Below are 13,163 nucleotides of genomic sequence, written 5' to 3'. Positions count from 1 at the left end.
AGTTATACTTATAGTTAAGAGAGGAAATTAACTAATAAAATAATTAAATAATTGGTAATATATGTTATAATGTTCTTATTACTATCATATTAAGGGGGAAATTTAAGTGGGGAATGCTATGAAGGATAGAAGAGACGTAGATGAATTACTAACTTGGGATTTATCTGCAATATTCAGCACGGAGGAAGCTTTTAATGCTGCAGTTAAGGATGTTGAAGCTGGCACAAAAGAAGTTGTAGAAAATTACAAAGGGAAATTAAATACACCACAGGTTATTAATGAGTGTTTGGATAAAATGCGAAAAGTAACTGAAATTATGAATATTACAGCTTCTTATGCAAGTCTTTCAGTTTCAGTTGACCAAACTAATTATAAAAATCAAGAAAGATATATGAAATTAATGAATGTAATTACAGACCTACAAAGTAAACTAAGTTTTGTAGATAGTGAAATTACTGAAGCTGACGAAACCGTTATAGAAGAGGCAATGAATAGTTCTAAAGAAAACTATAACTATTTAAAATCAATAAAAAGGTTTAAGCCCCATGCACTTCATCCAGAAGTGGAAAAAACCCTTGCTGCATTATCAGAGGCTTTAGACTCGCCTTATTCTATATATAACAGAGCAAAGCTTGCTGATATGGACTTTGGAACTTTTTTAGTAGATGGGGAAGAATATCCTCTTAGCTTTGTACTCTTTGAGAATCATTATGAGTTCGAAACAAATACAAAAATAAGAAGAGCGGCTTTTCAGGCCTTTTCCTCTAAGTTAAAAGAATATGAAAATACTTTAGCGACAGTTTATGGAGTTCAAGTTCAAAAGGAAAAAACCTTAGCAAATCTTAGAGGCTTTGATTCTGTTATTGATAGTTTATTATTTTCTCAAGAAGTAGACAAAGACTTATACAATAGACAAATAGACATAATTATGGAGGAACTAGCTCCACATATGAGAAAATATGTAAAACTACTGAAAAAAGTTCACAATATAGATCACATGACTTTTGCTGATTTAAAGTTAGCTGTGGATCCAGAATATGAACCAGAAATTTCAGTGGAGGAATCTAAAAAATATGTTGAAGAAGCTTTATCAGTTCTTGGGGAAGACTATCTAGAGATGGTTAGAAGAGCCTATAAGGATAGATGGATTGATTTTGTTGAAAACAAAGGAAAATCTACAGGTGCGTTTTGCTCAAGTCCTTATGGGAGTCACCCATTTATTTTAATTTCTTGGTCTGAAAGAATGAGGGAGGTTTTTGTCCTTGCCCATGAGTTAGGCCATGCAGGACATTTTACTTTAGCTCATAAAAATCAAAATATCTTTGATTCAAGGCCATCCTTATATTTTATTGAGGCACCCTCTACTATGAATGAAATGCTTATGGCTAACTATCTTATGAATATAAATAATGACCCAAGATTCAAGAGATGGGTTCTATCTTCAATGATAAGCCGTACTTATTATCATAACTTTGTTACTCATCTTTTAGAGGCCGCTTATCAAAGAGAAGTATACAAGATTATAGACAATGGTGGAAGTGTTCAAGCAGCTACCTTAAATAAAATTAAGAAACAGGTGTTAGAAAAATTCTGGGGCGATACAGTAGAAATTACTGAAGGCGCGGAACTTACATGGATGAGACAACCACATTATTATATGGGTCTATATCCTTACACCTATAGTGCAGGTCTTACTGTGGCTACAGAAGTTAGCAAAAGAATATTAAAAGAAGGAAAAGCTGCAATAGAAGATTGGAGAAATGTACTAAAATCCGGAGGAACTAAAACCCCAGTGGAACTTGCAAAGATGGCGGGAGTAGATGTTACTACTGAAAAACCTTTAAGAGATACAATAGAGCATATTGGGAATATAATTGACGAAATAATTAAGCTTACAGAAGAGCTATAAGTTTAAGCACTTATGTAGATGATAAAAATTTAAACTAAGAAATAATTAGCTTCAGTATCTAATATACTGAAGCTAATTATTTCCATACAGCTATATTAACTTTCGAGAAACCAAGTGAGAAGATGATTATAGTCTAGCTTATTATAGGTTAATTTATTTAGTTTTCCTATAGCATCTTTTGCTGTAGTTAAGTATTTAGCATAATACTGAGTTGTGTTTAGTGTTGGATCTTCACATACACTTGAATTATTAAATACTAAGTATTTTCTACAAACAAAAGGCCTAACATTATATATGCTGCAATGGTTGGTTTCATCTAAAAAAGCACATGGTACGCTGGCCTTAATATAATTATCATAACTATCCCTTGAAAATTTTTCCTCTTTATGCTGCATATTTTCAAAAATGTGTTTGTTTAAATTAATTTTATTCTTTAAGTTTTCCATTTCTCCACTTGAAAATTTATGTTCAATAAAAGCTTTTATTACTTCATATTCTAGCTTACTGGTCAATACAGGCAAATGACAACAGTGGTTACAACCAACTTTACAGGAAGCTACCTTTTCTATTGGATTTAAAGTAGTGGATAATTTTTCATAAAGTTTACTTAGTTTTTTTGAAGAACTACTAAATGATAATTGAAAAGTTTCACTATTTACTCTTGTGTCAATAAAAATTAACAAACCTTTTGCTGCAGTCATAAATTCAGTTAGGTCATATATTCCATAGGTTCCATCATCTTTCAATAGACCCTCATAACTATGATTTTTTTTCATACAACAATCGCTGAACTCTTTACCACTACCACATATACATGGTTCACTTTTGTTTACACTTATTTTTATAGCGCTATTGGTCATTTTTACTTTCCCTCCATAATTTATCCCCAAATTAAATTAAGAATTAAAAGATTGAGTTAGAATATAATAAGTTTATATTCATACCATATAATTAGATAAGAGTGAAAAATATGTATATTCTGATTATATTACAAATCTGTGAATAAATCTATAATAAAGTTCACATATCGTTAACAGTTCATTGTAAATAATTACTATACAGAAGATGAAGATAAAAAAATAAGCCTTGCTAAATGCAAGGGCTTACTCTAGTGCTTCATTTTTTATTAGCTTCACAATTAGTTTCGCAAGAATCTTTCTATCTTCCTTACTACCGACTTTCCAAAGTTCATGTAAAAGTCGTTCCTCTCTATTTTCTGGGTCTACAATTGCACTAAGAAAACTACCTATATTATAAGCAATAGTATCAATAGTTTGGTCACTCATACCCATATTTTCGCCTAAGTTAATAGCCTTTGAAAGAGCAGTTTTCCATTTATCCCAGTCATGAAGCACATCTAAATTTTTCAAATCCAAAATATACACCTCCTAGCTTTATATTCTATTATTTGTATAAGATTTTAAAATATACTTATTATCCATGTTAACTATGAACCATTAAAAACTAGTTTAGTATAATATAATATACTTAGAAGTTCTAGGGGAGTGAAACCAGTGACAACTTATATGCTTTATGGAATTGTAATTATACTTTACTTAATTAGTTTTCTTAAGAATAGAGATAAAACAAAACAAGCTTTAATTAAGTCTGCAAAATCCTTTGAGAGCATTATGCCACAGTTTTTAAGTGTAATTTTTATAGTAGGATTTATACTAACAGCCTTATCGCCGGAAACCATTTCTAAGTTACTAGGTGATAAATCTGGGGTGGTAGGAGTTTTTATTGCTAGTATTATAGGCTCAATTACTATAATGCCTACCTTTGTGGCTTTTCCAACTGCAGAACTTTTGCTAGAAAATGGAGCTGGATATACTCAAGTTACAGCTTTAATTTCTACATTAATGTTTGTTGGAGTTATCACCTTTCCCATGGAAGCAAAATTTATAGGCAAAAGAGCAGCACTGATTAGAAATTTGATTTATTTCCTTTATTCAATCCTAGTGGCTTTTGTCATTGGAAGGTTAATGAGGTGATGTTATGAAAATATTAAAAAGATATTTATTCTTTTTTATAATATTATTAATTACAGTGGGAATAACTTTGATTAATTTTAACTGTGGTAAAAGTATAGTTATCATTGCTTTTGATTCTTTTAAACAAATGATAAGTGTGCTCCCACCAATTATGTTATTGCTAGGACTGTTAGATGTGTGGGTACCAAGGGAAACAATGTTAAAGTATATGGGGGAAAATTCAGGCATTGTTGGCATAGCATTAGCTATTATTTTGGGTTCTGTTGCTGCTGGTCCTTTGTATGCAGCTTTCCCCATAATAGCAGTGTTTACTAAAAAGGGAGTAAAGTTTAGTAATGTTATGATATTTGTTGGAGCTTGGTGTACAACTAAAATTCCTACTTTATTGTTTGAGTTAGCAGCGCTTGGGCCTAAATATACATTTACAAGAATGTTTGTGAACTTGCCCTTTATTATATTGTTAGGATATATTATAGAATATCTTATAGGAGATAAAGAGTTAAAAGAAATTTATAAAATTTGAATAGCTGTACAAAATAAATGTACAGTTATTCAAAATAAATAAAAATATAACGTATTTATTTATTTATTTTAGAAGAACAAAAGCATATACTTATTTTTGTTAGATTTAATATAACTTGAAGGGATAGATGAAAAGTGAAAAGTTTAGATGAAATATTACAATTAATTGAAAAAAGCAAATTATCCTTAGTTCTTGCATCAACCCATGGATGTTCAGTGTGTGACGTTGTTGAACCTAAAGTATTAAAAATCATTAAAAGGTTTTCCGAAATAAAATATATTCATATTTATATAGATGACATGGTAGAAGCTTCAGGAGAATTTATGGTTTTTACTGTTCCTACTTTAATTTTATTTGCTGAGGGGAAAGAGATATCCAGGCAGGGGAGATTTATCAACTTTGAAGAACTTGAGTTTGAAATAAATAGATGGTATGAATTTCTTTTTAAGTAGTATAATCATAGAGAATTTGTAAAATAATATAAGTTAATAATAGTAAATCACATAAATTAATAGTTCAGTTAAAAATTTAACTTGAATTTATGGAGAAAATAACGTAATATTATAATATAATAATTATTAAATGGAGGAACGATTATGAAGGTATTAGTTGTTGGTGGTGTTGCTACAGGTGCTTCTGCAGCTGCTAGATTAAGAAGATTAAATGAAGAAGCTGAAATTATCATGTTTGAAAAAGGCGAATATATCTCCTTTGCTAACTGTGGACTTCCTTATCACATTGGAGAAGTTATAAAGGACAGAGAAAAATTAATTGTAACTAAAAAGGAATTAATGGAATCTCGTTTTAATATAGATGTAAGAAATAATAGTGAAGTTATACAAGTTGATAGTATTAACAAAACTGTAACAGTGAATTCAAAAGAAAGAGGACAATATATAGAGTCCTATGACTACTTAATACTAGCTCCAGGAGCAAAACCAATAATACCACCTATCGAAGGTATTAATGATGAAAGAATTTATACACTTAGAAATATACCTGATACAGATAAAATTAAGGCAGTTGTAGACAACAAATCGGTTAAACAGGCAGTTGTAATAGGTGGGGGTTATATTGGTATTGAAATGGCAGAAAACCTAAAAGAAAGAGGAATAGATGTAACACTAGTTGAAGCAGCACCTCACATATTGGCACCTTTTGATAGCGATATGGTGGTTATTGCTGAGAAGGAATTAGAAGAACGAGGAGTAAAACTTAAGCTTAGTGATGGAGTTAAGAAATTTGAGTCTCTAGACCATGGAGTAAATGTAGTTTTAAATAGTGGAATAAAAGTTTTTGGTGAAATTGTAATATCTGCCATTGGTGTAAAGCCAGATACAGATTTCTTAAAAGATAGTGGCCTTGAGTTTGGACCAAGAGGACATATAATTACTAATGAGCATATGGAGACAAACGTCCCAGGAATCTATGCAGGTGGTGATGCTGTTGAAGTAGTAGATTTTGTTAATGGTGGTCAAACAGCGATACCACTAGCAGGACCTGCAAATAAGCAAGGACGAATAATATCAGATAATATATTTGGAATTAAATCTACCTTCAAAGGAACTCAGGGAACCTCTGTAATTAAAGTTTTTGACATTATTGCTGCAGGAACTGGAAGCAATGAGAGAACTCTTCAAAGGTTAGGAGTTCCCTATAGAGTAATCTATGCTCACCCAAATGACCATGCATCCTACTATCCAGGTGCAACTCCAATATCGCTTAAGTTAATTTTTAATGATGAAGGCAAAATCTTAGGAGCACAAGGTCTTGGATATGGTGGAGTAGAAAAACGAATAGATGTAATTGCAACAGTAATGAGATTAAATGGAACAATTTATGATTTAACTGAACTAGAGTTAAGCTATGCTCCACCATTTTCTTCAGCAAAGGATCCTGTAAACTTTTTGGGATATATCGCTGATGATATATTAACTGGTAAGAGTGAAGTTGTATTACCTAGAGATATTGATGGCCGTGATAAAGAAAATGTAGTGTTATTAGATGTAAGAGAACCTCTTGAAGTAGAGGTAGGAAAAATTTCGGGTTCTATAAATATAAGCGTTAATCAACTTAGAACTAAGCTAGATACTCTTGATAAGAATAAGGAATATTGGATTTATTGTGCTGTAGGACTTAGAGGATATGTGGCTGAAAGAATGATGAAAAATCATGGATTTAAAGTAAAAAATGTTACAGGTGGTTATAAGAGCTACATGATTGAAAAGTTTTCACCAAAAGGTTTTAATAATTATAAAAATGAAGGAAAAGCAGGCTTCGAAGGAAAAACAAGTGGTGAGGAAAGTGGTAATCAAGGTAGCTCCATAAGCAAAGCAGAACCAACTATATCAAAAATCATTACATTAGATGCTTGTGGGTTAAGTTGTCCGGGACCACTAATGAAAGTTAGAGATAGTGTTAATGAAATAGCTTTAGGAGATCTACTAGAAGTTAAGGCCTCTGATCCAGGTTTTTATGAGGATATTAAAGCTTGGTGTAAAAGAACAAATAATGAGTTGGTAGATATTAAAAGAGATAAAGGTATTTCTACGGCTATGATAAAAAAGGGAACTAGCCAAAGAATTACAGAAGCGTGCAAGACTACTGCAGTAACTTATGAGCCAAGAGATAATAAAACTATGGTAGTGTTCAGTGGAGATTTAGATAAAGCAATTGCATCCTTTATTATAGCTAATGGGGCAGCTTCTATGGGTAAAAAAGTTACTATGTTCTTTACCTTCTGGGGTCTAAATATCTTAAGAAAGCATGAAAAGATTTCAGTTAAAAAGAATTTTATTGAAACAGCTTTTGGTATGATGATGCCAAGGGGAAGCAAAAAGCTTAAGCTCTCTAATATGCATATGATGGGTATGGGTAGCAAGCTTATAAGAGGAGTTATGAAAAATAAAAACATATCATCCTTAGAAGACTTAATAGAACAAGCAATGAAAAATGGTGTGGAAGTAGTTGCTTGCTCAATGTCAATGGATGTTATGGGAATAAAGAAAGAAGAACTAATTGATGGAGTTAAAGAAGGTGGAGTTGGTTATTATTTAGGTGAAGCTGAGGATTCAAATGTGAATTTATTTATCTAATCAAACATACCTTGGAAATCATATGATTGCGGGTTTTAATACTTCTTTAACCTATTAAAGATATAAAGCCTAATTACACCGAAAGTTTCTTATTAAAAATCAAGTACTATGAAATGTTACGAGTTTCATAGTGCTTGATTTTATTTATAAATAGAAAACAATAAAGATTTTTATCTTCTTTTAGGAAAAATAGATACAATAAAATCATTGTAACAAATTAATAATAAGAAAGAACAGTGGTGAGATGAATATTTATTTAATCTTAAACTTTAAATACAAAATGATTCTAGGGCATAAACAAAATTCCTCTGCATTTATTTAAATCAATGTTATAATTATTTAAATGCAGAAAATGTAGTGTGAAGATTATATGTGAAGTAAGGTGAATATATGAAGATTAAGATTTCAGAGTTAAAAAAACTAGAGTTATTTCAACAGATTAAAGAAGAAACATATTTAGAACTAGCAAATAAGTGCAACATAATTAAGTTACAAAAGGGAGAAGTACTGTTTTTAGAGAGGGATGAAGTAAATAATATTTATGTTATACTTGAAGGAAAAGTAACTATGTATAGAACTACTTCAGATGGACAAAAAAGAATTATATATGTGCTTACCCATGGAACAATAATAAATGAAGCAATTTTTGATGGTATTACTGCATCTATTTGTTGTGAAGGTTATGAAAATACACAGTTAATCTCTATAAATAAAGCGGATGTATTAAAGATAATGGAGAAGGATTTTCAGTTTACTAAGATAATTATCAACTCTATGAGTAAGAAAATAAGAAGACTTTATAGACAACTAAAGAATACTGCTGTAATAAGAGTTGATAAAAAAGTTGCTGCAAAGCTATGGAAATTATCAATGGATTATGGGAAACCCTACGATGAGGAAACTATTATAGATCTAAAGATTACTATTACTTACTTAGCTGAAATGTTAGGGCATCCAAGGGAAACAATTTCTAGGGCTTTAAAAACCTTAGAAGGGCAAGGTCTTGTTAAGTATTTAGATAAAAAATTTATAGTTAATCAGCAAAAGTTGATTGAATATTATAGAAATTTATAAAAAACCTTAAAATTGTGACTATTATCACATACTTCCTTAACATTTATTGTTATTATATTAACAATAAGTTGAGGAGGTTTTTTTATGTTTGGTGATGTTGTTGAAAAAATAGGGAATTCAGCAGTAGCTAAAAGTAAGTTGCTAAAAAGCTCAAAAGGAAAATATCTTATTAGTTCTGCTTTAGCTGGAATGTTTGTGGGATTTGGAGTTATTCTTATATTTACTATTGGTGGTTTACTTAACGCTGCAAATTCTCCAGTTACAAAAATAATTATGGGATTAAGTTTTGGAGTGGCACTTAGTCTTGTGATTATGGCAGGGTCGGAGCTTTTTACTGGAAATAATATGATTATGACTATTGGTACATTAGATAAGAAGGTTACTTTAAATGAAACTTTGAATATATGGATTTTTAGCTTTATAGGAAATTTACTAGGGTCAATTTTATTAGGGTATTTGTATTCCCAAAGTGGACTTGTTACAGGACCAGTTGCAGAATTTATTAGTAAGATTTCTACTGCTAAGATGGCAACACCTGCAGTGCAACTATTTATAAGAGGGGTTCTCTGTAACATAATGGTTTGCCTTGCAGTTTGGTGTTCTTTTAAACTAAAAGAAGAAACAGCAAAATTAATTATGATTTTCTGGTGTTTATTTGTGTTTATTACTGCTGGATTTGAACACAGTATTGCAAACATGACACTTCTTGCTATAGGGTTATTTATACCTCACCCAGCCACAGTAACCTTAAACGGATATATATATAACATTGGAGTTGTAACTCTTGGGAATATGGTAGGCGGAATAATATTTGTGGCTCTTGCCTACTGGTACATTTCTAAGGAAAAATAAATTTAGTTTTAGGAAGGGGACAACCATGGATAGAAAATATAATGCAGAAAATTTTAATGAAATACTAAACAAATTAAAAAAGGAATATAGAATATTTGCTCCTGTTACTCTAGTAGGTAAAGGTACTTTAAGTGATACAAACTCAGTGAAATATAAGCAAATTAATAAGATAGAGGATGTAGAGTTTAGAATAAAAAGTAGTTTCTCTGCCAAGGAAGTGTATATGCCAATTACAGAGACTTTGTTCTATTTTACGGAAGATGCTTATATAGAGCCTAAAAAGGAAGAAAAGAAAACCTTAGTATTTTTGAGAAGTTGTGATGTTCATGCTCTTAAAAGAAGTGATGAAATATATTTGAGAAATGGTTTTGAAGATCCTTATTATAAACATTTTAGAGATAACCTTAAAATAATATTAATTGGCTGTGAAAATAGCTTTGATAACTGTTTTTGCGTATCTATGGAAACAAACAAAACAGAAGATTTCAGTATGTATTTAAAGTACAAAAAGGATACAGTTTACGTAAAAATTAAAGATGAAGAGCTTTCACCTTGTTTCCAAGAGGGAGAAAGTACAGATATTGAAATTGATTTTGTAGAAGAAAACAATGTAAACGTTAGTATTCCAGAAAATCTATGTCAAAAAGTATTTAAGGCAGCAATGTGGGATGAGTATGATGCTAGATGTATAGCTTGTGGTAGATGTAACTTTGTATGTCCAACTTGTACATGTTTTACAATGCAGGATATTCACTATAAAGACAATCCAAAGAATGGAGAGAGAAGAAGAGTTTGGGCTTCATGCCAAGTAGATGGATATACAGATATGGCGGGCGGTCACAGCTTTAGGAGAAAGAACGGAGAAAGAATGAGATTTAAAACTATGCACAAGGTTTATGATTTTAAAAAGCGATTTGGATATCATATGTGTGTAGGCTGCGGAAGATGTGATGATGTTTGTCCTCAGTATATCTCCTTCTCTAACTGTGTTAATAAATTAAATATTGCTGTAAATGAGGTGGAATAATGAATAATGTGTATATGCCTTTTAAATCAAAAATATTAAATATTATACAACATACAGATATAGAGTACACTTTTAGAATGGAGTTTCATGGTGAAGTTAAGCCAGGTCAGTTTATGGAAGTTTCTATTCCTAAGTATGGTGAAGCGCCGATTTCTGTCAGTGGAATAGGTGAAGATTTCATTGATTTAACTATAAGAAGGGTTGGGGTGGTTACTGATGTAATTCACACTTTCTTTGTTGGGGATTCACTGTTTTTAAGAGGACCCTATGGTAATGGATTTGATGTTACCCAATATGAAGGAAAAGAAGTTATTGTAGCAGCTGGAGGAAGTGCCCTTGCTCCGGTGAGGGGGATTGTAGAGCATTTCACAAAACATAGAAAAAAAGCAAAGGATTTTAATCTTTTAGTAGGATTTAAATCACCCAAAGATATTTTGTTTAAAGAAGATTTAAAGCAATGGGCGGAAAAAGTTAGTGTTACAGTAACTGTGGATTCTGCACCAGAAGATTATACTGGAAATGTGGGTCTTGTAACTAAATATGTACCTAAGATTAATATAAGTGATATTAAAAATGCTGTGGTAGTGGTAGTAGGCCCTCCAATGATGATGAAATTTACAGTAGCTGAGTTTTTAAATCTTGGCATAAAAGAAGAAAACATATGGGTTTCCTACGAGAGAAAAATGTGTTGCGGAGTAGGAAAGTGTGGTCACTGTAAGATGGATGATACCTATATATGTTTAGATGGTCCTGTATTTAATTATGCTCAGGCAAAAAACTTAGTAGATTAAGGAGGGGTAATTGTGGACATTAATACTAAAGCTATAATGAGAAATGCCTTTAGAGTAACTAAAAAAAGAGGGAAAACAGCTATAAGAATAAGAGTTCCTGGAGGACATTTACCTGTAAAATATTTTGATGTGTTAAAAGAAGTGGCAGAGAAGTATGGAAATGGATCTGTGCATATGACTACAAGGCAAGGATTTGAAATCACAGATATAGATTTTGATAAAATGGAAGAGGTTAATAAACTTATCCAGCCTGTAATTGAGGGATTAGATATAAATCAGCCCAATGCACCTAAAACTGGGTATGCAGCTGCAGGGACAAGAAATGTAGCTTCTTGCATAGGAAATAGAGTATGTCCTTTTGCAAATTATGATACAACTGCATTAGCACAAAGAATTGAAAAAGCCATTTTTCCAAACCACTATCATGTAAAAGTAGCTGTAACAGGATGCCCTAACGATTGCATTAAGGCTAGAATGAATGACTTTGGAGTTTTAGGAATGACTGAACCCCAATATGAGAGTCATAGATGTATTTCCTGTGGTGCTTGTGTTAAAAATTGCAAAAAAAGGGTAACTGGGGCCCTTAGAATGGAGAATTTCAAAGTAGAAAGAGATCATGAGAAATGCTTAGGTTGTGGAGAGTGTGTAAACAAATGTCCAACAAATGCCTGGACTAGAAGTGATAAAAAATATTACAAACTAGTTATAATGGGAAGAACAGGGAAGAAAAATCCTAGAATTGCAGAGGATTTTATTAAATGGATTGACGAAGATTCAATAATAAAAATCATCTTAAATACCTATAAATATGTAGATAAATACATTGAAAAGGATGCGCCAAATGGAAAAGAACACGTTGGATACATTGTTGATAGAACAGGTTACCAAATATTTAAAGACTTTGTATTAGAAGGGGTTAACCTCCCTGATAAAGCTGAAGTTGCTAAAAATATATATTGGAAATAAAAAAAACACTCCCACAGGAGTGTTTTTACTTGCCTAAAAAATCAAAAACAATAATATTGATACTATTAAAATGTTAACCACCACTATAATTAACTTACTATTAATAACATTAATTTTTGATTTTTTTATTAATCTATTAATAGTAGCAACCCATATCTTATTACCATCTAGTGAGGATAAGGGGATGAGATTTGTAAGCCCTAAAGTTAAGTTTACAATTATTAATAAAAACCATAAGGTAGTACCTTTCATTGAAATAAATAAGTTTGCAAGATTATTTTGTAAGATATAGATATTTTTTAAGCTTATGCATCGCAAACTTTGAGCAATTATTCCATATATATTAATTAAGTTACTTTCAAGCAACTTAAAATTAAAGTCCAGAGAAGTGAGTAAAGATAATACAAATATTAAAAAGTTAAGAAATACACCAGACAAACAAATCACATAAATTTTCAATAATTCAAGGGATTCATATTTTAATTCATCATTATAGATACATCCACCAAGTGGAAGTAATCTTACTTCAAATTCTGTACCATATCTCAAGAAAGAAAATATTTTAGGACCTACCCCTATAGAAAACTGGTATACAGGAACCTTAAACATTTTAGAGGCTAGATAATGTCCTAATTCATGAATAAAAATAGAAGTAAAAAGCACAATATAGATTATAAAAAAATCCATATTCCCCCCTGATAATAGTGATTATAATTAATTTGTATTCAATTTTTCTAGGGTTTATAACAAAATTTTGTTGCTAATGTTGTGATTTTTGAAATATATAACCTAATAAGAAAATATAATAATAAATAGTTCTATGGTTTTATATTAAATATTATTTGATTACTATAACAAAAAATTAAATAACAACCTGAAATAATTCAATATGATTTCAAGTTGTTATAATTTAATCTTTTACAAACTTTATT

The 13,163-nt window shown here is 31.0% G+C and carries 13 protein-coding genes; 10 read left to right on the top strand and 3 right to left on the bottom strand.

What is annotated here, in order from left to right; translation table 11 throughout:
- Positions 1 to 106: 106 nt before the first annotated feature.
- Positions 107 to 1,909, top strand: coding sequence for an oligoendopeptidase F (pepF, locus tag B3040_RS09000; protein WP_291572391.1), 1,803 nt, complete (start codon positions 107 to 109; stop codon positions 1,907 to 1,909).
- 95 nt (positions 1,910 to 2,004) lie between these two features.
- Here the strand turns inward: pepF and B3040_RS08995 are convergent, their stop codons facing one another.
- Both B3040_RS08995 and B3040_RS08990 read right to left on the bottom strand, forming a co-directional pair.
- On the bottom strand, positions 2,005 to 2,769 hold the full coding sequence (locus B3040_RS08995) for an SEC-C domain-containing protein (protein WP_291572389.1): 765 nt from the start codon (positions 2,767 to 2,769) through the stop codon (positions 2,005 to 2,007).
- A gap of 243 nt (positions 2,770 to 3,012) precedes the next feature.
- On the bottom strand, positions 3,013 to 3,294 hold the full coding sequence (locus B3040_RS08990; RefSeq protein ID WP_414632529.1) for a DUF3243 domain-containing protein: 282 nt from the start codon (positions 3,292 to 3,294) through the stop codon (positions 3,013 to 3,015).
- 129 nt (positions 3,295 to 3,423) lie between these two features.
- On the opposite strand from B3040_RS08990, the gene B3040_RS08985 reads away from it, so the two are divergent.
- From B3040_RS08985 to asrC, 9 genes are all read left to right on the top strand, one after another.
- Positions 3,424 to 3,903, top strand: a complete 480-nt coding sequence (locus B3040_RS08985; protein WP_291572385.1) for a permease — start codon at positions 3,424 to 3,426, stop codon at positions 3,901 to 3,903.
- A gap of 4 nt (positions 3,904 to 3,907) precedes the next feature.
- Positions 3,908 to 4,426: a permease gene (locus B3040_RS08980; protein WP_291572384.1), complete on the top strand. Its 519-nt coding sequence runs from the start codon at positions 3,908 to 3,910 to the stop codon at positions 4,424 to 4,426.
- A gap of 134 nt (positions 4,427 to 4,560) precedes the next feature.
- Positions 4,561 to 4,878 (top strand): thioredoxin family protein, encoded by a 318-nt coding sequence (locus B3040_RS08975; RefSeq protein ID WP_291572382.1) that lies wholly within the window; start codon positions 4,561 to 4,563, stop codon positions 4,876 to 4,878.
- A 144-nt stretch (positions 4,879 to 5,022) separates the two neighbouring features.
- Entirely contained in the window at positions 5,023 to 7,521 is a 2,499-nt protein-coding gene (locus B3040_RS08970) for a DsrE/DsrF/DrsH-like family protein (RefSeq protein WP_291572380.1), read from the top strand.
- Positions 7,522 to 7,911: 390 nt separating this feature from the next.
- Positions 7,912 to 8,595 (top strand): Crp/Fnr family transcriptional regulator, encoded by a 684-nt coding sequence (locus tag B3040_RS08965; protein WP_291572378.1) that lies wholly within the window; start codon positions 7,912 to 7,914, stop codon positions 8,593 to 8,595.
- Positions 8,596 to 8,679: 84 nt separating this feature from the next.
- Entirely contained in the window at positions 8,680 to 9,447 is a 768-nt protein-coding gene (locus B3040_RS08960; protein WP_291572376.1) for a formate/nitrite transporter family protein, read from the top strand.
- Positions 9,448 to 9,472: 25 nt separating this feature from the next.
- Positions 9,473 to 10,474 (top strand): anaerobic sulfite reductase subunit AsrA, encoded by a 1,002-nt coding sequence (gene asrA, locus B3040_RS08955; RefSeq protein ID WP_291572374.1) that lies wholly within the window; start codon positions 9,473 to 9,475, stop codon positions 10,472 to 10,474.
- Positions 10,474 to 11,265 carry an anaerobic sulfite reductase subunit AsrB gene (gene asrB, locus B3040_RS08950; RefSeq protein ID WP_291572372.1) on the top strand — a complete coding sequence of 264 codons (792 nt, stop codon included), beginning with the start codon at positions 10,474 to 10,476 and terminating at the stop codon, positions 11,263 to 11,265. The genes asrA and asrB overlap by 1 nt, the downstream gene beginning before the upstream one ends.
- 12 nt (positions 11,266 to 11,277) lie before the next feature.
- The gene (gene asrC / locus B3040_RS08945) at positions 11,278 to 12,231 is read left to right on the top strand and encodes a sulfite reductase subunit C (protein WP_017416008.1); all 954 of its coding nucleotides are present in this window, start codon (positions 11,278 to 11,280) and stop codon (positions 12,229 to 12,231) included.
- 33 nt (positions 12,232 to 12,264) lie between these two features.
- Here the strand turns inward: asrC and B3040_RS08940 are convergent, their stop codons facing one another.
- Positions 12,265 to 12,918, bottom strand: coding sequence for a M50 family metallopeptidase (locus tag B3040_RS08940; protein ID WP_291572368.1), 654 nt, complete (start codon positions 12,916 to 12,918; stop codon positions 12,265 to 12,267).
- Between the last annotated feature and the right edge of the window lie 245 nt (positions 12,919 to 13,163).

This window comes from Clostridium sp. UBA4548, assembly GCF_002387895.1.
Classification (GTDB): Bacteria; Bacillota; Clostridia; order Clostridiales; family Clostridiaceae; genus Clostridium_J.
The sequence above is the reverse complement of the archived record's forward strand: the minus strand, read 5'-3'. Positions and strand labels throughout refer to the sequence as shown.